We start from the raw sequence: 20,610 nt of genomic DNA on the forward strand, positions 1-20,610 counted from the left end.
AACAACATTAATACTCAATACCTGCTTGAGCTTTAATCCCTTGTTCTCGAAATGGATGCTTAACTAATGTCATTTCTGTCACTAAGTCTGCCCGTTCAATTAGCGCTGGCGGAGCGCCTCTGCCTGTTAAAATAATGTGGGTTTCTTCTGGTTTTTGTTCTAACCCGGAAAGCACTTGCTCGACTTGCAAATAACCTAGTTTTAAGGCTATATTGACTTCATCTAGAAGAACTAATTTAAATTCGGGATTGCAGATGAAAGTTAGGGATTTTTCCCAGGCTTTTTGAGCTGTTTCGATATCTCGATCACGGTCTTGCGTGTCCCAGGTAAAGCCTTCTCCCATTGCGTGGAATTCTAGCTGTTTTTCCCAGAGTTGAAAAACGGCTTTCTCTGCGGGTTCCCAAGCTCCCTTGATAAATTGTACTATAGCGACGCGGTATCCGTGACCGAGCGATCGCACAACCATTCCCAAAGCGGCTGTAGTTTTGCCTTTACCGTTACCGGTATTGACTATAATTAAACCTTTTTCTTTGGAAGAGTTAGCGATTCGCTGTGATTGCACTTCTTGGCGGCGCTGCATTTTCTGTTTGTGCTGTTCGGCTGTTAAGCCAGTGGTTTCTTTAGTTTCCATTAGATTTTTTTTTAACCGCAGATGAACGCCAATAGACGCTGATGGATGCAGACTTTTTAGTTATTGCCAGACTAGCTACAAGTTTAGCACGAAACCGGGCAAAACATCTTCTCCTGAAAGTTCTGCGGGAGATTCCAGTATTTCGACTTCTTGTCCTTGGCGATAGATTTCGACTCTGCGGGTTTTGCGGTTAATTAACCAACCTAGTTTTACTTGGTTGTTCATGTATTCTTGCATTTTGTCTTGGGTATCTTTTAAACTATCGGTGGGCGACATTAATTCCAAGACAAAATCTGGGGCGATGGGAGGAAATTTTTGTTTTTGTTCGGAAGTAAGTGCGTCCCATCTTTCCTTTTTTATCCAAGAGACATCGGGAGAACGATTTGCACCGCTGGGCAGTTTGAAGCAAGTTGAAGAATCGAAACAAATTCCCAGTTTGGTTTGTCGGTTCCAAATTCCCAAATCAGTAGCTATTTCAAAGTTGTAATTTCCTGTTTCTCCTCCGGTAGGTGGCATGATGATTATTTCTCCTTTGGCGTTGCGTTCAAATTTGACATCTGGGTTTTCGCGACACAGTTGATAAAATTGGTCGTCGGTTAGTTTAACTATGGAGTTGAAGTTGATGGTAACTGCTATCATGGTATTTTATCAGGATGCGTTGGGTTTTTTCAGCCACATAATGTATCTGAATGCGGATAAATGCCGAGCGATGCAGATGCTGTAAATATTATTGATGTGGGAAGGAGGATTTGAGTCGTAGTTTTTTGGAGGCACTTGTGATATCATTATATCACCTACTTACAACTAGATATCCCTAGTTTTATAAAAAGCTTTTTGGAGAAAAGACTTACAGACATACCAATAATAAAATGCAATGTTGATTTCACTAAACAATTTAGGGACTCCCTCTAGTAAACTGGAGAATATTTTGTTTTTTAAATGCAGGGAATCTACGCCGATCGCAAAAAACAACAATCCTAAACCCGCTAACAATATTTGGTAGGGAGTTAACTGTAGTTCTCGCCGAAAAAACCATCCGTAGGAAAACAAAACAACTGCGTACAAAAGACTTACTCCTAGCTTGGGAATTCCTACGGCTATCATATATATATGAATTCTGTAAACTTGATTAAGCAGAAATCCACCTGTTAAAAGAGCCGAAAATAAAATAAAGCGATTTTCTTCATGACACGGTTGAATAGTTTTAGCTAATCCATAGGTAAAAGTACAAACAACGACTGGTACAGAACATAAAATTTGGAAACTCCGAGTTAATAAGGCGACATTGGGATTGGGAGAAAAATAAGGCTGAAAGAATAAATCGCTGACTTTTAACCCTGAAAGTTGAGTAAAAATTATCAGTATCGCCACCAATAATAAGGATAAACAATTGAGTCGAACAACAAAGCGAGAAATAGTCATAAGCAATTAACACCAAAAATTAGGTTTACTGCCCAAATACAAAAAAATTATATCACCAATATCTCTGGATATTTTGCTAAACTTAATTAGGAGTGTAATCAAAACCAGGAGACAGTCATGCTGTCAGTGAAAGAAGCAGAATCGATCGTTCTAAATTTGGCGCAACCCCTCGACAGTCAGCGGGATGTAGAAACTGTAGACTTGCTGGCAGCATCGGGGCGGATTTTGGCTGCACCCGTCACTGGTTCCCTAGATTTTCCTTATTGGGATAATTCAGCAATGGATGGGTACGCGGTGCGGTTTGCTGATGTGGAAAATTGTAGTGCGGAAAAACCAGTGGTACTAGAAGTAGTTGAAGAGATTCCAGCCGGATATCAGCCTCAAAATACCGTTCAATCGGGGCAAGCGGCACGAATTTTTACGGGTGGGGTGATGCCTGCCGGTGCTGATACGGTGGTAATGCAGGAAGAAACAAGGCGTGAGGGCGATCGTATTTTTATCTTAGTTTCTCCTGAAAAACCGCAAGCATTTGTCAGGCATAAAGGCGCTTTTTATCAAGCAGGAACAACTTTGCTAACTCCCGGTACAGTTATCAATGCCCCTGAAATGGCGGTGTTAGCAACTGCCCAGTGCATTCAAGTTCCCGTTTATCGGCGGCTGCGGGTGGCAATTTTTTCTACGGGTGACGAATTGGTATCGCCTGACGAAGCTTTGGCACCGGGGAAACTGGTAGACTCGAATCAGTATGCTTTGACAGTTTTGTTGGCACAAATGGGATTTGAACCGATTCGATTGGGCATTGTTCCTGATAATGAAGAGGCGTTAAATAATGCGATATCCGGGGCTGTTGCGACGGCGGATGTGGTACTTTCTACGGGGGGCGTCTCGGTAGGAGACTACGATTATGTCGAGAAAATTTTGGCAGATTTGGGAGGAAAAGTTCACATTAGTTCTGTGGCGATTAAGCCGGGGAAACCTTTAACAGTTGCTGAGTTTAAACGAGGTGAAAAAAATGATGATTCTCCCAGTTTGAGTTCGGATTGTCTATATTTTGGTTTGCCGGGAAATCCGGTTTCGGCTTTAGTCTGCTGTTGGCGGTTTGTTGTGCCTGCTTTGAGAAAGATTTCTGGGCTTGGCGCGGATGCTTGGGGGCCGGAGTTTGTCAAAGCTAGGTGTAATGCTGAATTGCGATCGCCTGGTCGGCGCGAAACTTATGTTTGGGGTAAACTACATTTAGTTGCGGGAGTGTGGGAATTTGAACCTGCTAGCGGCAGCCAAAATTCAGCAAATTTAATTAACCTCGCCAATACAAGTGGTTTAGCAGTTTTGCCACCGGGGGACACCTGGATTGTACCGGGCGAATTCGTGGAAGTTTTAAAAGTTAGTCATTAGTTAGTTGTTATGGGTTATTTGTTATTGTTTCGGTATAAGTTCATGTAAAATATTAACAACTAAGTAATCTTCCTTCTTCCTTCTATCCTTTACATCCGTTACACAATCCGTTGCCGAACTTCCTTCTTCCTTCTATCCTTTACACAATCCGTTGCCGAACTTCCTTCTATCCGTTACATCCGTTACACAATCCGTTGCCGAACTTCCTTCTTCCTTCTATCCTTTACATCCGTTACACAATCCGTTGCCGAACTTCCTTCGTATTATGAGAATTTTAATTGTTGAAGATGACCCGATGATGCAACTGGGATTAGAGCAAGTTTTAGCCGATTCCCCAGAAATAGAAATAGTAGGACAAGCAGAAGACGGGTATTTAGGCGTAGCAGCCGCACTGAAACTCAAACCTGATATTATTGTAATGGATATCGGTTTGCCGCGACTCGACGGCATCGCAGCGACACAGCAAATTAAAGCACAACTGCCAGAAGTTCGAGTAGTAATGTTAACTTCTCACACGGCAGAAACTGAAATTATTGCTGCCCTTTCTAGTGGGGCTGATGCTTATTGTATTAAAGGTGCTTCTGTAGACAGGCTATTAGCAGCGATTGCAGCCGCAGCAGAGGGCGCTACATATCTTGATCCTCAAATTGCCCGGACTGTCATCGAACACCTCAAACCCCCGACACCTGCCTCTACAACTACTTTTGGTCAGTTGTCGCAGCGGGAATTGGAGGTGTTAAAATTAATGGTGGAAGGTAACAGCAATCCGGAGATAGCAGCGGCGCTTTACTTGAGCCCAAATACTATTAAAACTCACGTTCGCGGTATTATGAATAAGTTGGCAGTGGATGACCGCGTGCAAGCAGCAGTTGTAGCCCTTAGAACTGGATTGGTGTAAAGAAGGAAGAGGGAAGAAGGAAGAGGGAAGAAGGAAGAGGGAAGAAGGAAGAGGGAAGAAGGAAGAGGGAGAAGATCCGAGGGAAGAAGGAATAAAAATAATTCAACATTTTTCAGTTGCCAATTCCCAATTCCCAATTGCGGATTCCCAATTCCCAACACCCAATTCCCATTATCAATTACTAGCAATTTGAGTGATATAATCTATGTCTGAGTGGATAGAAATTGGTAAAATTGTAGCAGCTCAAGGTTTGGACGGGGAAGTGCGAGTCTATCCCGATTCGGATTTCCCGGAAAGGTTTATCGAACCGGGGAAGCGGTGGATTTTGCGCCCTAACAAAAGTGAACCGGAACCGATCGAGTTTTTGGGCGGTCGCTACATTCCGGGCAAAGGGCTGTATGCTGTAGAGGTAGAGGGTGTGGAAGACCGCGATAGTGCTGAGGCGCTGCGGGGCTGCAAGTTGTTTGTTGAAAAGACCGATCGACCTTACCTCGAATCTGATGAGTTTTACGTCCAAGATTTGATCGGTATGGAAGTTTTTAACCAGTTAACCGGGGAAATCCTAGGCAAGGTAAGTGATATTATTCCCGCAGGTAACGACCTTTTAGAAGTAGAAACGAATCTAACGCCGCCGGAAACTGTCGCTGCAGAATTAGAAAAGCCAAAACAGCCTGAAACTCCCAAAGCCAACGCTGACCCCAGAAATACCCGCAAACCACGGAAAATTCGCGTTAAAGAGCCTAAATCGACAAAAATATTGATTCCTTTTGTGGAAGAGATTGTGCCAGTTGTTGACTTAGAACAAGGCAGAATTGAAATTGTGCCTCCTCCTGGTTTATTGGAATAATATCATTTCTGGTCGAGCGACCGGACATGATAAGCTGTTGCGGCATTTAAATTGTCTGTCAAAAAACCCTCCAACTCTTGTGGGGTGCGCGTCCCGCCCGCCCTGAATATGCAATTTAAATGCGCGACAGCTTATTAGTTATTAACAATTACCAATTCCCAATATTAATCATTTCCTCTATTTGTGACTCGCACTATCAAGTAACTGATGGAAAGCGCGAAAATTGCAGTCGCCAAACCCATCAAGTCGGCTGCGGTTTTTTTTTCCAGGTCAAGAATGATGATTTTTCGAGATACTGCTATCAAAGAAGTTACAATAACTAGCTCTACTTGAATTACGTGCTTTTTCAAATAAGCTGTAATATTTTCCAATATTTCCAGAGCAATTAAAACATTTAAAAACAACCCAAAGATGACAAACAAGCTGTCTTTGAACAAATGCTGCGGGTCGCTTAGCCATGTTCTCCCTAAAAAAATTAGCAAATCGCAAACGCTGACGAGAATTACCCAAATCATCGCCAGTGATAAAATTTTCGCTACTGCTACTTCTACACTTTCTGTAAAATGCAGAAAGTTTTCATCTGTGTTTGACTTGCGAATTTGCCTGAATATTTTTTTCAGCATACCAGTGATTTAGTCATCATTCTTAATTAATGATTTTGTCATTGTTCAGTACACTTTGCAAGCGCAAAACTGTGAGAGTGCTTGGTTTCACGGCGGCAACCGGTTGCGGGGGAAGGTGACTCTCTGGGCCTGTTATATTTTATAGTTTTTCGTGTCAGCTAGGAATCGATCGCACGCGATCGAACTCCTGATTAATAATTTTTGCCATAAAAAAACCTCAAACTATTGTCTAGCAATATTTTGAGGACTTCAAGGCGCGGTGCTAACACTGAACTAACTATCTATTCTCAACAGAGAATGATTGTTGACTCCCAGCTTGCTCCGACGCAATATATAAGATAGCTAAAAATTTAGCTCCGGTGGTTTAGTAGCGACGAGAATTGCCACCGCGATCGTTGTTACCCCAGTTACCGCTGTTAGAAGAACCACGTTCTTCGCGGGGTTTTGCCTTATTGACCTTGAGGTCGCGACCCATCCACTCAGCACCGTCAAGAGCCTCAATGGCTGCGGCTTCTTCTGCTTCAGTAGACATTTCTACAAAAGCGAAGCCCCGCATCCGACCTGTTTCCCGGTCAGCAGGCAACTGAACGCGCTTTACTGTACCGTACTCTCCAAAAGTTTGGTTGAGGTGCTCCTGCGTTACTTCGTAGGATAAATTGCCGACATAGATTGACATTGAACATTCTCCAGAATCAGAGGGTGTAGAGATTTAAATCCGGAGGAACGCCGATCGAACGAACTGTACTGCCGAAAATAAAGCCTTGTAAAAACATCATAGCACCTATAGGTGCAAACTGCAATTGTCTGACTCGATTAATTAAAAAGAAGGCAGAAAGCATTTGCCAGAAGACATTCTCCCCAAGGAAAAACCCCCAATCAAGAAAGAACAACTCACAATAAATAAATTTAATTTTCCTTATTCCCGGGCTCTGCCGGGGAAACGCAGTTTTTAGGCTGCGTAATGGCATAACGATTTTAGGTTTTAGATCTGGGATTTGGGATTTAAGATTTATGTGTAGGGTATGTCCGGGTTCAAAATTGCTCGATCGAGAGAGGTTGTTACCCCAAAAAACGGATACCATGCCACGTACTGCTGTCGGGAAGAGTGCAAAATTTTCGACTCTTGTTCAAGATCCCAGATTTATCTTTGGAGTAAATCTTCGATCGTTCGACTGAGCGTGATTGACTGAGCGCTCGCCGAAGGTCAACTAAGTTCCTCTCGTTTCCATGTCTATCCCCCGGAGCTTCCCGCTCGTTCTTCGGTGATTTGTAACATCTCGTAGTTGGACGGCAGCTCAAGAAGTGACGGCGAGAGTGGATTTTGCCCAATTAAATTCCCCAACTTCTGCGGCAACTTCTGATCCAACTTCCCCCGCAGTTTCTGCCCCAACCAGCACCAACTGCACCGCACAAGCTTTTAACTCAGGCTGTTTGGAATCTGGACAGCTTGCAGCATGAGTCATGGCATTGGCTTCAGCCGCTTCGGCCCACAGAGAACCCCAGTGCATGGGTACAAATAGCGTACCAGGGGCGATCGCCTTTGTGACTTTTGCGGGAAACTGCGCCTTGCCGCGGCGCGATCGAACTTCCAGCAAATCACCCTCCTTAATCTGCAATTTGGCAGCATCACGGGGGTGAATTTCCAAAAACGGATCGGGGTGCAATTGATTAATTTTTTCTGTTCTACCCGTCCGCGTCATCGTGTGCCAGTGTCCGTAAACTCTTCCTGTGGTCAACACAAACGGATAATTCGGATCGGGAGGTTCTGCCAGTCCCCGCGAGTGATAGGCCGAAAATCTCGCCCGCGCGTCAGGAGTGTGAAAACGCCTGTCAGTATACAGCCGTTTCGCTTCGTTCGCTGGATGCACACCCTCGTTTTCCCGGCAAGGCCACTGCTGGGGGCCTTGTTGGCGGATGTATTCGTGGCTCAGACCGGTCATGTCGCAAGGCTGGCCGCGCGTCAACTGCGCGTACTCTGTAAAAACCTCCGCACTGTTCTCGAAAGCAAAGTGTTCGGCAAAACCCAACCGCCGTCCCACCTCGGCGAAAATCCTCCAGTCGTCGCGGGCTTCCCCGGAGGGAGTGTCGAAACCGGGACAAAGCGTCACCCGGCGTTCGGAATTCGTCATTACTCCGGTTTTTTCGCTCCACTGCGTTGCCGGCAGCAGGATGTGAGCGTAGGCGGAGGTTTCAGTGGGAAAGTAAGCTTCTTGATAAATAGTAAAGGGCGATCGCAGCAAAGCGGCTTTAGTGCGTTCCAAATCCGGCATACTAACTACCGGATTAGTAGCTGCAATCCACAGCAAATCGACTTCGCCACTTTCCAAACCGGTAATCATCTCCCAAGCTGTGCGGCCCGGATTCGGGGAAATGCTTCCCGGTGCGATTCCCCAAAACTCCTCGACTTGGGTTCTGTGTTCAGCATTTTTCACAAAACGGTAGCCTGGGAGCAAGTGAGACAGTCCTCCGGCTTCCCGCCCTCCCATCGCGTTTGGCTGCCCGGTGAGGGAAAACGGGCCGCTTCCCGGTTTGCCGATTTGACCGGTCATCAAGTGCAAATTAATCAGCGATCGCACCTTTGCCGTGCCTTCCGACGACTGGTTTATTCCCATCGACCACAGAGACAAAACCCGCTGCGACTGTTCCCAGTAGTTTGCCGCCGTTTCTAACTCGCTGACAGTAATGCCGCAGCGCGAGGCTACAAACTCCGGCGTGTAGCTGCTAATAACCTCAGCAAAAGCTGAAAAATTCTCCGTGCATTCTTCAATAAACTCAGAATCTATTGCTTGCCTACGTAACAGCAAATATGCAATTCCGTTAAGCAAATCTATATCCGTACCTGGTTTAATTGCTAAGTGCAAATCCGCCGCTTCAGCAGTCGGAGTCCGCCTTGGATCTACCACAATCATCTTGACATTTGGATGCTTTTTGTGGTACTTTGCTAATCGATTAAATACGATCGGATGGCATTCCGCTGTATTGCTGCCGATAATAAAAGCGCAATCTGTTAATTCTAAATCGTCGTAACAGCAAGGTGGCCCGTCCGAGCCAAAGCTTTGAACGTATCCAGAGACTGCTGAAGACATACACAAGCGAGAATTAGCATCAAAATTATTAGTACCCAGACAACCTTTCATTAGTTTCTGGGCAATATAATAATCTTCTGTTGCGAATTGACCCGAACCGTAAACGCACAAAGCATCGGGGCCGCTGGTGCTGCGAATTGTTTGGATGCGATTAACAATTGCATCGAGAGCTTCGTCCCAGCTAGCGCGGCGAAACGGTTCGTCGAGAGTATCTCGCATCATCGGATACAGTAGCCGATCGCTCCGAATGGACTCTGCTACGGTTGCTCCCTTAATACAAACCATGCCCTGACTCGATGGGTGATTGCGATCGCCCCGCACTTTCCAACTTTGTTTTTTGTCGGGAACAACTTCTAGACCGCAACCTACACCGCAGTATGGGCAAAGAGTTTTTATAGTTTCCATCTGGTGATTTTAGATGCTAATTTTTGAAAGCTAATGGGTAATTGGTAATTCGTCATTATAGTCGGAACTGAGGGCTCCGGCAAATAATGTGTTAATCATTACTAACTTACCGCAAAAATGCTTCACAGCAACGGACAATACCCTGATTTAAAATTAACCGCTATCTTACTAAAACTCGCGAGCCATCTGGTTTTTCGCCAGTGGTTCGCTGCTCCTAAATTCCTCTCAAACAGAGGTACTCCAGCCCTAAATCTTGTCACCCCCACCTAGGGGAGCGAGGAAGAATTTTGCATGGCTCAAATAGCGCGCAGGTCCTACTTTTGACCGGGTTGTTAATACCAACAGAGATTTAGTGCGGGAGTATTATGTCGCCTACTTCTCTGTTTTAACTTCTAATACACCGCCGTTGCTGGGGCTAAAAGTTACTTGGAATTCAGCAGTTTTTTCAGCGCCTGCTGCCGCACCAGCAGGAGTTTGCAAAACCGGCAGAGGAGTTTCTTTGACGAAATCTTTAGCTGCTTTATTTGTGGGATCGAACTGTAGGATATCGCCGTTTTGTTTTACTTTGACCCGATAAGTCAAGCTTTCGGTAAATGTCGGAGTTGTTCTCCATTTTTGGTCGATTTGTGCATATAACTGCTTTCCGATCGCATCGAGTTCGGCTTGGTCAGAAATCACTGATGTGGCAGTGGTGGCTGCATTGGGCGCGGCGCTGTTAGCAGCAGCAATGGGTGCAGGACTTGCAGCAGCAGCGATTGGTGCAGGGCTAGCAGTCGGTGCGATCGAACTTGCTGCGATTTGCGGGCTGGGGGGAGAACTCACAATCGCTGCAGCAGTCGGCGCCTGCGCTGCTGTTTCTTCTAGTTTCGCTTGCTTTAGCTGGCTGGAAACAACAGACATATTGACGGCAGCTAAAGTAAACATTGCTACGAACCACGAGGCTGCCAAGATGCCGCGTTTGATCGGCGAAGCTTCTGGGGGTTCGGCAGCGTGAGACACAAAAGGTGCAGGTGCGATCGGCCTGTCAGCAACCGCAGGCTTTTTGCTAGCAGGTAATGGCATCGGTAGCGCGACGGCTTCTGTCTCCGAGTCCGTTGCTTCACCTTCTTCGTGGTGGGCGTAGCGAGAAAACAGGAACTCCAAAGCAAAGTTGCGAAGTTCGTAGTATTTCGGGTCTTCCATAATCCGCGCCCGGTTGCGGGGACGGCTGAACGGAACGTGCATATCTTCGCCGATGGAAGCAGCAGGCCCGTTGGTCATCATCACGATGCGATCGGCCAAAAACAAAGCCTCATCAATATCGTGAGTAATCATAATGACGGTAATTTTTTCCTTCCGCCAAATTTTCAGCAATTCTTCCTGCAACTCTTCTCGCGTAATCGGGTCTAGAGCTCCGAAAGGTTCGTCCAAAATCAACAGTTTCGGACGAGTTGCCAGAGCTCTGGCGATCGCCACCCGCTGTTTCATCCCCCCGGACAATTGGCCCGGTCTTTTGTTACAAGCTTCGGTCAGCCCCACTAATTCCAAGTGTTCCTTGACGATCGTATGGTGTTCGTCTGCGGACTTTTCCGGGTAAACATTTTCAACGCCGAGGTGAATGTTTTCAGTAGCAGTCAGCCACGGTAGCAGCGAGTAGTTTTGAAACACCACCATGCGATCGGGGCCTGGTTCAGTAATCTGCGAACCTTCCAGGGTTACTTCTCCGTTTGTCGGCCCGTTGAATCCCGCAATCATATTTAGCAAAGTTGATTTGCCGCAGCCAGAGTGACCGATCAAACAAATAAATTCGCCTTCATTAATAGTCAGGTTTACACCGTCGAGAACCACGTAAGGGCCTTTAGGAGTTTCGTAGACTTTCGATACGTCTTTAATAGTAAGAAAGTCTTGCTTGGGGGTTTGAATTAGAGTTGTTTGGGGGGTTTTTAGAGTTTGCATATTTTCAGGATTTGGATTTTGGATCGGGGAATTAGACATGACAACTTTCGATTGAGAATTTGAAATTATGGAGTTAGGAAGCGGGAAATGTGGAGTCTTGTTTCCTGATTTCTTGCTCCTGATTCCCTCTTCCTATTTGCTGGTTATGCTGGCAGTTTGATGGAACATTGACTGCCTATTTGTTCAATTAAGATTTCTTCAATGCGGACGGCACGCTTAATTTTGACATTGTGAAGATACTGGATCGGGTCGTCGAGATTAAACACAGTGCCGTCAAATAGCTCGATCGTCCGGCGATCTCTGGCGATATCCGGCAAGCCCAATTCACGCACTGCTTGACCGAAAACATCAGGCCGCAAAACTCGATCGACCACTTCCACCCAGTTTTTCGGGAACGGGATCAGTCCCCAGCGAGCCATCTGCGCCATCACCCACACCATTTCTAGGCGGTCTGGAAAATTGGTTTTGTCAACATAGAACTGGTTGAAATTGTAGAGCATTTCTGGTTCTGCCTCCGTACCGGAGTTGTACGGATCGATGAACCCCGGACGGATGTCTTTGGGATCGGCGCCGATGTATTGTTCTTGGCTAATCAATCCTAGGACTTCTTCGCGGTTGCGGCGATCGTCGCAGTAGTCGCAGGCTTCCAAAAGCGCTTTGACGAGGGCGAGGTGGGTTTGAGGATATTTCTGAGCCCAATCTTCGCTAACACCGAGAACTTTTTCGATGTGTCCGGGCAAGATATCGAGGGAACGGGCCATGACAAAACCCGTACCGCTGTTGACTGCGTGGGAGTTCCAGGGGTCGCCTGAGCAGTAGCCGTCAATGTTGCCTGCTTTTAAATTCGATACCATCTGCGGGGGCGGAATCACTGTCAAGCCCACGTCGAGGTCGGGGTCAATGCCGCCGGCGGCCAGCCAGTAGCGGAACAGCAGATTGTGCATGGAGGCGGAGTGTACCATGCCCAAGGTGTGAGCTTTATCGGGACTCTTGGCGATCGCAGCTTTGAAATCCTCTAATGTCCGAATGCCTTGTTTGTAAAGGTCTTTGCTGAAAACAATTGAATTGCCGTTGCGAGAGAGCGTCATGGCGCTACAGACGGGCACAGGGGCTTGACCGTCCATGCCCAACAGCATGGCGATCGGCATTCCTGCGACCATTTGCGCTGCGTCCAGCCGTCCTTCGGCGACTCCCTGGGCAATCGCTTTCCAACCAGGTTCGCGGCTGAGAGTAACTTCTTCCAAGCCGTGCTCTTTGAAGAATCCTTTTTCTTTCGCTACTACTAAGGGGGCGCAGTCGGTGAGGGGAATAAAGCCGATGTCGAGGTTGATTTTTTCCAGGCCGTTGCGGGCGATGACAGCGGGTTGTTGTTTGGCCCGGCGCTGTTTGACCCGCTTTTGCTGGTTGAGGAAGTAAACCATTTCGTTACGCAGGGCGTAGTAACTCGGATGGTTGACAACTTCCATGCGCTTGCGGGGGCGGGGAATGTTCACTTCGAGGATTTGCCCGATTTGCGCTTCCGGGCCGTTGGTGAGCATCACAATGCGATCGCTCAGTAATAAAGCCTCATCCACGTCGTGAGTTACCATCACGCTGGTGACTTTACTTTCTTCGCAAATTTTCATCAACTGGTCTTGCAAACCACCGCGAGTTAAAGCATCAAGTGCTCCGAAGGGTTCGTCTAGCAGCAGCAATTTCGGGCGAATCGCCAGGGCGCGGGCGATCGCAACTCTTTGTTTCATCCCCCCTGAAATTTCGCCTGGGCGTTTGTCGGCGGCGTGCCCGAGTCCGACCAATTTAATGTGGTGTTCGATCACCAACTCGCGATCTTCTTGAGAGTTACCGCTGTAAATTTCATTTACTGCTAGAGCAATATTTTCGCGCACCGTCAGCCAAGGTAGCAGCGAGTAATTTTGAAACACCACCATTCTGTCGGGGCCTGGATCGCGGACTTCGCGTCCTTCTAAAGTAATCCCGCCCTGACTTGCTTTGTCGAGGCCGGCGATGATATTTAGCAGCGTAGATTTGCCGCAGCCAGAGTGCCCAATTAAGGTGATGAATTCTCCTTTTTTAATTTTCAGTTCGATATTTTTAAGAGCGATGTATTGCTCTCCATTGGGCAAGTTAAATACGCGGTCAACGTGGTCTACTTCAACAAATACTGACATGGCTATTTTAGGTTAGTTGGTAATTTCTAGATGCTAATTATTAATGGGAAATTGGGCATTGGGCATTGGGCATTGGGCATTGGGCATATATAATTATTCCCGCTTCCTAATAACTAATCACCCATTCCCCATTCCCCATTCCCAAATCCTATTTCTGTTCTTCGGGAACAACTTTGGACGCGATGAAACCAACGATTCTGTCTAAAATTAAACCGACGATTCCTACATAAAGCACTGCTATAATCACTGCACTTAGTCGAGAACTGTTGTAAGCGTCCCAGATGAAGAAGCCGATGCCGACGCCGCCGACTAACATTTCCGCAGCTACGATCGCCAGCCAAGACAAACCGATCCCAATTCTCAAGCCAGTGAAGATGTAAGGAACAGAAGAGGGAAGCAGGATTTTCCAGAAGTATTTTTGGTTAGGGAGACGCAAGACGCGGGCGACGTTTCTGTAGTCTTGGGGTATTTGTTGAACGCCTACTGTGGTGTTAATTAGAATCGGCCAAATTGCTGTAATTAAGATTACGAAAAGTGCTGAAACTTCGTTAGCTTTCACCCCCATGCCTTCAAAGGGATTGAACTGTTGAAATACGGCCAGGGCGATCGGCAGCCAAGCCAGGGGCGGGATAGTTCTGAATACTTGAAACAGCGGGTCTAAAGCATCGAACATTAGGGAGTTTGTGCCGATCAGGATTCCTAAACTGATGCCGAGAACTGTTGCCAAAGTAAAGCCGATCGCCACCCGCTGCAAGCTAGCCAAAATTTGCCAGAACAAGCCTTTGTCTGTACCGCCGTTGTCGAAGAAAGGATTGATAATCAGATTCCAGCTTTCTTGGACAGTTTTGATGGGCCCCGGCAAGCTGGAGTCTGGACTGTTGCAGAGGATTTGCCAGATTATCAGCAGAACTGTAATTGCTACCAGCGGGCGGATGATTTTTCGGCGGTTTCTTTGAACCTGATCCAGAACGAAAGTTACTGGATTTTTGCTTTTAGTAACAGCGAGGTTTGTTGCCATTTTTCTTTTTGCAGTATTGTGAATAATCGATTATTTGTAGATACTTTGAACAGAGTTCAGCAGGTTTGGTTCGTCGAACGCACCCTCCGTTTCACTCTGTCCAACACCATCACTTTTAGGGGTTTGTCAACTGTCAGCAGTCAACTGTCAACTGTCAACTGTCAACCAACTAATTATGCTTTTTTGATTGCCAGACTCTTCAGATATTCTTCTGGTTTTTCTGGGTCAAACTTCACACCGTCAAAGAAGGTTTCGACACCGCGAGAAGTGGTAGTAGGAATTTGCGCGGCGGGGACGCCAAGTGTTGTCGCTGCTGCTTTCCAAATATCTTCGCGGTTAACTTTATCAACCGTGGCTTTGATGTCGGTAGTTGCCGGGATATAACCCCAGCGAATATTTTCAGCTAAGAACCAAGCATCGTGACTCTTGTAGGGATAAGAAGCATTATCAGCCCAGAATTTCATCGCCACAGGGCTGGCGGCTTCAATGCGGCCGGTCCCGTAGTCAATTTGAGCTTTAGAGCGACCGATAATATCTGCTACTGGAACTTTTAACCACCTATCTTGAGAGATGATTTGGCACATTTCATCGTGATTTTCTGGCTTGTCGCACCACTGCTGGGCTTCCAGTACGGCCATTGTAATTGCTTTTGCAGCTTTGGGGTTTTTGTCAACCCAATCTCCTCTTAAACCTAAAGCTTTTTCAGGATGATCTTTCCACATTTCTCCAGTTACTAAGGCGGTGTATCCTACCTTTTGACTAACTAGCTGAGCATTCCAAGGTTCCCCTACGCAAAAGGCTTCCATGCTGCCAGATTTCATGTTCGCTACCATTTGGGGTGGCGGTATGGGAATCACGGAAACATCTGTATCTGGATTAATACCGCCGGCTGCTAGCCAGTAGCGTATCCACAAGTCGTGGGTGCCGCCGGGAAAAGTCATAGCAACAGGAAGGTTTTGATTGCCAAAAGCTGCTTTCAGGGGTGCGCTGTCTGTACCTACTTTTAAATCTAGGTATTTTTTGCTGAGCGAAATTGCCTGACCGTTAGTATTTAACCGGGCGAGAATGTACATCGGCACTGGCTGATTGCCTTTGGTAATAGTGCCTAATGTCATTTGGTAAGGCATCGGGGATAAGATGTGGGCTCCGTCAATGCCGCCTTTGTCGGAACCGAGTTCTAAGTTGTCGCGAGTAACTGGCCAAGATGCTTGTTTGGTAATTTGTACGTCTTTCATGCCGTACTTGGCAAATAACCCTTTTTCTTGGGCGATGATTAAGGGTGCTGCGTCGGTGAGGGCAATGAATCCGAGTTTGGCTGCGGTAACTTCTGGGGCGTCGGCGGGGTTGATGTTGACTGCTGGGGCGGCGGTGGGCGAAGCGCCGCCGGGAGTGGCGTTAGATGTGGTGGGACCGGAACTGCAACCGTGGGCTAGGAGGGTGCCGGCTGCTGTTGCTCCAGCGGTGATGATGAATTTTCTTCTCGAAAGGTTGCTCATTTGTCTTGAATTGTTGTTGTACTTTGAGATGGTGGAAATGTGAGATGTGAGATTAATTCGCGACCTTCGCATCGCATCTCACATTATGAGATTAGGCGTCGATCGTCACTTTGCCCAGAGCCCGCGCGCTGCAAGTTAAAATGAACCCTGGTTCTAAGCCGGCGGCCGCTTCGGGGTGGCTGTCGTAGGCGGCAATATTACCTTCTAGGAGTTTCTGCTTGCAAGTGCCACAAACTCCCTTTCGGCAATCGCTGTCAAGTTCGACCCCGGCCCGTTCGGCAACGTCGAGAATGTACTCATCTTCGCTGCAAGCAACTTCTTTGCCCGATCGAGCGAAAATGACAGTAGATGTCTGAGGTTTGGGTGCCTGGGCTGCTGCTTCGCCCTCCTCAACCGTCAATTGCAGTTGCCGCTGCAGCACAGCTACATCCCCTGTAATCTCTTTGGGAACTGCCCCAAACTGCTCGACTAACAGTTGATACAGCAGCGGTTTGAGGTCTTCGCAAGCGATGCCTTTTTGGACGCAAGCACCCAAATGAGCGTCTTTGCCAACTGTGCCTCCCATGTAAATGTCTACACCTTCGAGGGTTTTGCCGTTCTTGCGAACTTTTGTTCCCATCAAACCGATGTCTGCTACTTGGGGTTGACCGCAGGAATTGGGGCAACCCGTCCAGTGAATTCTGACCGGTTTGGGAAGTGAAAGTTCGACATCGAGTTCCTCAATCATGGCCACGGCGCGGCTTTTGGTTTCGATGAGGGCGAAGTTGCAAAACTTGGCGCCGGTGCAGGAAACCAAGGCTCGCATCAGCGGTGCTGGCTCGATAGAAAAACGCTGCAACAGCGGTTCTTTGACCAGCGATTCAATCCGCGAGTCGGGAACGTTGGGAATAATCACGTTTTCTTCCACAGTGAGCCTGAGCTCGCCGCTGCCGTAAACCTCGGCAATTCTGGCCAAATCGAACAAATCCGATGCCTGCAGCCGTCCGACGGGAACGTGCAGCCCTACATAGTTGAGCCCTGATTGTTTTTGGGGGTAGATGCCGATGTGGTCGCGTTTCTCCCAGGTGATTTCATCTTTGGGTGCGGCGGCGGGCAAAGTGCGACCTAATTCTTGTTCGACTTCGGCTCGGAATTGTTCGATTCCGAGTTCGTCAATCAGCCACATCAGCCGCGATTTTTGGCGGTTTGCTCTCGGGCCTTGATCGCGAAACACAGTTAAAATTGCTTTGCACAAATCTACAACGTCGCTGGGACTTGCCCATGCGTTGAGAGGAATTGCAGCTTCGCAGCGTTTGGCGGAGAACAAACCGCCGACTAAAACGTTAAAGCCGATGTTGCCGTCTTTGTAAGCGGGTACGAAGGCGATGTCGTTGATTTCTGCGTGGACTGAGTTGTCCCGGCAGCCTGCGATCGCAATATTAAACTTTCTCGGCAAATTTGAAAACGCGGGGTTGCCTTCGCCGCTGTTCGTAATCATGTCTTGGACTTCGTTCGCCAGTTCCCGCGTATCAATCAGTTCGTCGGCGTCCAGCCCCGCGACTGGGGAACCCGTGATGTTACGCACGTTGTCCATGCCAGACTGGATGCTGGTCATGCCCGCTTCTTTGAGGCGGCGGAAGATGTCGGGTACGTCTTCGATGCGAATTCCGCGCAATTGCAGGTTTTGTCGGGTGGTGATGTCGGCGCTGCCGTCGTCGCCGTAGCGTTGGACGATTTCTGCTAGCGTTCTGGTTTGATTGCTAGTAATGATGCCGTTGGGCAAGCGCAGCCGCATCATGAATTTGCCGGGAGTTACTGGCCGAAAGAAGATGCCGAGCCATTTGAGGCGGTGCTCGCGATCTGTTTCGTTCATTGCTTCCCAGCCGATGGCTGCGAAGTGGTCGAGTTCGGCTTTTAATGCTAAGCCATCTTTTTCGGCTTTGAGTTTTTCAAACTTGTTCAGGCTCGCTTGGGCTTTGGGTTCTACTGTTTGGGTCATCGGTTTACCCTCGCTGCTGGCTTGTGTGGGGAGGTATTGACTTGGAGCATAAAGTGTGTGTTTCCTGCTAACCTTAGTGACTGTATGGATTTAAAACTGTATATTTAGTTACTAGATGGAATTTCTTTTAAGCATGGTTGGTCTTCTGTAAACTTGAGTTTGACTGGGCGCTGGCTCGAACGTCGCCAAACTATTTATGGTTATAGTTGCTACCGAGGATTCGGTCGATCGCTCTGTTTCGATGCACCTTTGTTATGAGCTAATGTAAAGCCCACGATTGTAAATATTCGTAGCTATTTTTACAAAAGATTGAGTTTTATGAATATTTCGCATAGAGCTCATGCGTTTTATACATGGGTAATGGGTCAAGACACCCCCAAAACGGAAAAATCTCTCTAAATCTTTAGATTTAGGAGGGAAGAGGGGGAAATTGGAATATCTAAAATTAATGTTGTGAGTGCGATCGCAGACTTAAAACGAGATCGTCACACAATTACAACGGTCGCTGTCACAGAGTTTGCCTCAAAACATCACATTATGTGCTACGCCAGCGTCACTATTAATTTTCGGAGAACGAGAGATGATATAAGCATCGAATTCAGGGAACGTCTCATGTTTTTAGTTCAACTTCTCCCCGGCGCTATTTCCGAAATGCTTGCTTCTGTTACGGATACGGGTTGTTTGACTCTAGCCGATCGCTACGGCTTAATGGCCGCTGTTTTGGACGACTCTCTCGACGATGAATACAGACATTCGATCAACCGCCTGCTGCGTTCTGTGATCAAGGGAAGAGTCAAGATTGTCAACGAACTGTCGGCGATATATTAACAGCATTTAAAAATTTGATTGATTTATGCAGCGCTGCAAGTGCATAAACCACGGGTCGAGTTAGAAGGAACCCACGATGGCTGCACCGGATGTAGGGCCGGAAGTTTATTGGGTGTTGTAAAAACGTGCGATCGCTCTTGCCGTATGATTTTTTTTGATTATCCAATTCTCGCTTTGGGCGGCACTTACAGAAAAAGTGCTGATTCACAGTTTTGACGCTCAATTGAGAGCCTGTTGGGTGGAACGCTGATGGTAAAATTAGTAAAACTGCTGTGCGCGATCGGCATTTGAGGACTTTGAGGAATGAAGTCATCACAACAAACGTAATTATAATTATTCAACATCTCCAGAAAAGCCTGTCTTGAACAGGCAGGATGCCTGTTCCACAATAATTATTGGAGAGGTCTCTTGAACAGGGCTGGAAATGAAAGACAATTTATGAAAATTATTAATCAAAAAATCCAAATATTAACAGAATCCGACATCGGCATCTACAACATCACGCCCACTTTTGTCAAAATTCATTGGTAATTGATAAAAAATCAATTAAGTCGAGCGGCCGGAAAAAACAATAATATCTTGTAGGGGCCACTCAAGCCTAGATATTGACTCGCAAACAGTTTATTGCTGCACTCAACCGCCTAAACCCGCTAGTCCGTTTATTTGCACCTATACAAGACTTATGCAGCCATACTTTATACTGTGCCTGCATAAATCCTGTATTTAGCTACTGCCATTGGTTAGTTTTTTTAACCAATATAGTTGATATAATGCGATCGCCCGACCAAAGTTTTAGCAATATTTTAATATTTTCAGGCGAAATATATGATTGACTGAAAATTAAAAACAGTCGAGCAGACTTGACAATTTAACAATGATTCCCAGGGAGCATTTTATGAAATCCATTGCTAAAAACAGCATCCACTGGACTTACTCAGTGGCTATTTTCTGTGCCATTTTCGCACTACAGCAACAAAAAGCTACAGCAGCAACCCTATCTAACGGCTGGAATTATGCGATCGATTCCTTCAACGACGGCGTGACAGGGCCCCAAATCGGCGGCGGGGAATTTGAATTTTACGGCATCGCCATCAAAGAAACATCAGATACAGCTTTCATCGCCATCAATTCTAATCTAAGTTTAGCAGGATATGCCGACCCACTAGCTCAAAGAGGCAACATCAACTACGGCGATTTATTCTTCAATTTTTCCGGTCAAAACTTCAATACAGCTAACGCAAACGGCAGCTTGTTTGGTATCCGCTTTGCTGCCGGAAATGACTCCGGCGTGGCGACAACAGGCGTTTACAGAAATGTTACAGCGAAAAACGTCACCCAAACTAACTCTGGCTTTAGCAATTTAAATCAATTCAATACGGTAGTGGCATCTCAAGGTGGAACCCCATCAATGGGCGATTTAGCGGCCACAGACCCATATTTTCAACAAACAGGAAACTCGACTATTCTCAACTCCATAGCTACGGGTACAAAAGTAGGAGAAATCAATTTTTTAACGCCAGCAACTTTGAGTGTCCTCGGTCTTAATTTCGCTCAGTTTAATGCCGTGGGTTCTCAAACAATTGGATTCAGTTTTAATAAATCCTCAATGCCTTCGGGGAACTATATTGCTAACTTTTTTGCCGAGTGCGCTAACGATGCGATCGCCGTTCAGGGATCGTTTGAGGCTGTACCCGAACCTTCTACTTGGTTTGGTACTTTAGTAGGATTGAGCTTTTTAGGTATTGGCGCAGCAAAACGCAAAACTAAGCGCAAGAAGATTTCCTAAGTTAGGTAGGGTGTGCATTCAGTACCTTACGAATAGCTGTTATGCACACCTTACTAATAGCCGTAGTGCCTCACACTACTTGCAAACAGTAGAGTAG

17 protein-coding genes and 1 pseudogene are annotated in these 20,610 nt (G+C 46.8%); 5 read left to right on the forward strand and 13 right to left on the reverse strand.

Annotated features, from left to right (window positions below):
• Nucleotides 1-7: 7 nt before the first annotated feature.
• From cobO to NDI35_RS02060, 3 genes are all read right to left on the reverse strand, one after another.
• Nucleotides 8-631: a cob(I)yrinic acid a,c-diamide adenosyltransferase gene (cobO, locus tag NDI35_RS02050; protein WP_445311277.1), complete on the reverse strand. Its 624-nt coding sequence runs from the start codon at nt 629-631 to the stop codon at nt 8-10.
• Nucleotides 632-706: 75 nt separating this feature from the next.
• Nucleotides 707-1,270: a Uma2 family endonuclease gene (locus NDI35_RS02055; RefSeq protein WP_445311278.1), complete on the reverse strand. Its 564-nt coding sequence runs from the start codon at nt 1,268-1,270 to the stop codon at nt 707-709.
• A 165-nt stretch (nt 1,271-1,435) separates the two neighbouring features.
• On the reverse strand, nt 1,436-2,053 hold the full coding sequence (locus tag NDI35_RS02060) for a DUF8692 domain-containing protein (RefSeq protein WP_445311279.1): 618 nt from the start codon (nt 2,051-2,053) through the stop codon (nt 1,436-1,438).
• A 117-nt stretch (nt 2,054-2,170) separates the two neighbouring features.
• Between NDI35_RS02060 and NDI35_RS02065 the strand changes: the two genes are divergently transcribed.
• The 3 genes from NDI35_RS02065 (at nt 2,171) to rimM (ending at nt 5,190) form a co-directional block, all read left to right on the forward strand.
• Nucleotides 2,171-3,445, forward strand: a complete 1,275-nt coding sequence (locus NDI35_RS02065; RefSeq protein WP_445311280.1) for a molybdopterin molybdotransferase MoeA — start codon at nt 2,171-2,173, stop codon at nt 3,443-3,445.
• A 265-nt stretch (nt 3,446-3,710) separates the two neighbouring features.
• Nucleotides 3,711-4,343, forward strand: coding sequence for a response regulator (locus NDI35_RS02070; protein ID WP_333127004.1), 633 nt, complete (start codon nt 3,711-3,713; stop codon nt 4,341-4,343).
• Between the two features lie 205 nt (nt 4,344-4,548).
• Nucleotides 4,549-5,190 carry a ribosome maturation factor RimM gene (gene rimM / locus NDI35_RS02075; RefSeq protein ID WP_333250442.1) on the forward strand — a complete coding sequence of 214 codons (642 nt, stop codon included), beginning with the start codon at nt 4,549-4,551 and terminating at the stop codon, nt 5,188-5,190.
• A gap of 164 nt (nt 5,191-5,354) precedes the next feature.
• Here the strand turns inward: rimM and NDI35_RS02080 are convergent, their stop codons facing one another.
• The 10 genes and pseudogenes from NDI35_RS02080 to NDI35_RS02125 form a co-directional block, all read right to left on the reverse strand.
• Nucleotides 5,355-5,813, reverse strand: a complete 459-nt coding sequence (locus NDI35_RS02080; RefSeq protein ID WP_445311281.1) for a phosphate-starvation-inducible PsiE family protein — start codon at nt 5,811-5,813, stop codon at nt 5,355-5,357.
• Between the two features lie 364 nt (nt 5,814-6,177).
• Entirely contained in the window at nt 6,178-6,489 is a 312-nt protein-coding gene (gene rbp / locus NDI35_RS02085) for an RNA-binding regulator (protein ID WP_332948676.1), read from the reverse strand.
• Nucleotides 6,490-6,505: 16 nt separating this feature from the next.
• A complete protein-coding gene (locus tag NDI35_RS02090) occupies nt 6,506-6,781 on the reverse strand; it encodes a hypothetical protein (RefSeq protein WP_445311282.1) in 276 nt (91 codons plus the stop codon).
• A 327-nt stretch (nt 6,782-7,108) separates the two neighbouring features.
• Nucleotides 7,109-9,304 (reverse strand): molybdopterin oxidoreductase family protein, encoded by a 2,196-nt coding sequence (locus NDI35_RS02095; RefSeq protein WP_445311283.1) that lies wholly within the window; start codon nt 9,302-9,304, stop codon nt 7,109-7,111.
• A 372-nt stretch (nt 9,305-9,676) separates the two neighbouring features.
• Nucleotides 9,677-11,278: an ABC transporter ATP-binding protein gene (locus NDI35_RS02100; RefSeq protein WP_445311284.1), complete on the reverse strand. Its 1,602-nt coding sequence runs from the start codon at nt 11,276-11,278 to the stop codon at nt 9,677-9,679.
• A gap of 104 nt (nt 11,279-11,382) precedes the next feature.
• Nucleotides 11,383-13,407 (reverse strand): ABC transporter ATP-binding/substrate-binding protein, encoded by a 2,025-nt coding sequence (locus NDI35_RS02105; protein WP_445311285.1) that lies wholly within the window; start codon nt 13,405-13,407, stop codon nt 11,383-11,385.
• A gap of 148 nt (nt 13,408-13,555) precedes the next feature.
• Nucleotides 13,556-14,425, reverse strand: a complete 870-nt coding sequence (ntrB, locus tag NDI35_RS02110; RefSeq protein ID WP_445311286.1) for a nitrate ABC transporter permease — start codon at nt 14,423-14,425, stop codon at nt 13,556-13,558.
• Between the two features lie 173 nt (nt 14,426-14,598).
• Nucleotides 14,599-15,921 carry a CmpA/NrtA family ABC transporter substrate-binding protein gene (locus NDI35_RS02115; RefSeq protein ID WP_445311287.1) on the reverse strand — a complete coding sequence of 441 codons (1,323 nt, stop codon included), beginning with the start codon at nt 15,919-15,921 and terminating at the stop codon, nt 14,599-14,601.
• Nucleotides 15,922-16,012: 91 nt separating this feature from the next.
• On the reverse strand, nt 16,013-16,342 hold the full coding sequence (locus tag NDI35_RS02120; RefSeq protein ID WP_445311442.1) for a 2Fe-2S iron-sulfur cluster-binding protein: 330 nt from the start codon (nt 16,340-16,342) through the stop codon (nt 16,013-16,015).
• 18 nt (nt 16,343-16,360) lie between these two features.
• Nucleotides 16,361-17,899: pseudogene (locus NDI35_RS02125) on the reverse strand (ferredoxin--nitrite reductase); the annotation flags it as partial.
• 612 nt (nt 17,900-18,511) lie between these two features.
• Here NDI35_RS02125 and NDI35_RS02130 point away from each other — a divergent pair.
• Both NDI35_RS02130 and NDI35_RS02135 read left to right on the forward strand, forming a co-directional pair.
• Complete coding sequence (locus tag NDI35_RS02130) at nt 18,512-18,727, forward strand: hypothetical protein (RefSeq protein ID WP_333215740.1); 216 nt, start codon at nt 18,512-18,514, stop codon at nt 18,725-18,727.
• 895 nt (nt 18,728-19,622) lie between these two features.
• Nucleotides 19,623-20,513 (forward strand): XDD3 family exosortase-dependent surface protein, encoded by an 891-nt coding sequence (locus NDI35_RS02135; protein WP_445311288.1) that lies wholly within the window; start codon nt 19,623-19,625, stop codon nt 20,511-20,513.
• Nucleotides 20,514-20,610: the final 97 nt, after the last annotated feature.

It is taken from the genome of Microcoleus vaginatus FACHB-2002 (assembly GCF_040004035.1).
Classification (GTDB): Bacteria; Cyanobacteriota; Cyanobacteriia; order Cyanobacteriales; family Microcoleaceae; genus Microcoleus; species Microcoleus vaginatus_C.

Coding starts and splice junctions, on each gene's coding strand:
- NDI35_RS02115 (WP_445311287.1), bottom strand. CDS start 15,921: ATGAGCAACCTTTCGAGAAGAAAATTCATCATCACCGCTGGAGCAACA.
- NDI35_RS02055 (WP_445311278.1), bottom strand. CDS start 1,270: ATGATAGCAGTTACCATCAACTTCAACTCCATAGTTAAACTAACCGAC.
- NDI35_RS02090 (WP_445311282.1), bottom strand. CDS start 6,781: ATGCCATTACGCAGCCTAAAAACTGCGTTTCCCCGGCAGAGCCCGGGA.
- cobO (WP_445311277.1), bottom strand. CDS start 631: ATGGAAACTAAAGAAACCACTGGCTTAACAGCCGAACAGCACAAACAG.
- rimM (WP_333250442.1), top strand. CDS start 4,549: ATGTCTGAGTGGATAGAAATTGGTAAAATTGTAGCAGCTCAAGGTTTG.
- NDI35_RS02135 (WP_445311288.1), top strand. CDS start 19,623: ATGAAATCCATTGCTAAAAACAGCATCCACTGGACTTACTCAGTGGCT.
- rbp (WP_332948676.1), bottom strand. CDS start 6,489: ATGTCAATCTATGTCGGCAATTTATCCTACGAAGTAACGCAGGAGCAC.
- ntrB (WP_445311286.1), bottom strand. CDS start 14,425: ATGGCAACAAACCTCGCTGTTACTAAAAGCAAAAATCCAGTAACTTTC.
- NDI35_RS02070 (WP_333127004.1), top strand. CDS start 3,711: ATGAGAATTTTAATTGTTGAAGATGACCCGATGATGCAACTGGGATTA.
- NDI35_RS02080 (WP_445311281.1), bottom strand. CDS start 5,813: ATGCTGAAAAAAATATTCAGGCAAATTCGCAAGTCAAACACAGATGAA.
- NDI35_RS02105 (WP_445311285.1), bottom strand. CDS start 13,407: ATGTCAGTATTTGTTGAAGTAGACCACGTTGACCGCGTATTTAACTTG.
- NDI35_RS02100 (WP_445311284.1), bottom strand. CDS start 11,278: ATGTCTAATTCCCCGATCCAAAATCCAAATCCTGAAAATATGCAAACT.
- NDI35_RS02060 (WP_445311279.1), bottom strand. CDS start 2,053: ATGACTATTTCTCGCTTTGTTGTTCGACTCAATTGTTTATCCTTATTA.
- NDI35_RS02130 (WP_333215740.1), top strand. CDS start 18,512: ATGTTTTTAGTTCAACTTCTCCCCGGCGCTATTTCCGAAATGCTTGCT.
- NDI35_RS02095 (WP_445311283.1), bottom strand. CDS start 9,304: ATGGAAACTATAAAAACTCTTTGCCCATACTGCGGTGTAGGTTGCGGT.
- NDI35_RS02065 (WP_445311280.1), top strand. CDS start 2,171: ATGCTGTCAGTGAAAGAAGCAGAATCGATCGTTCTAAATTTGGCGCAA.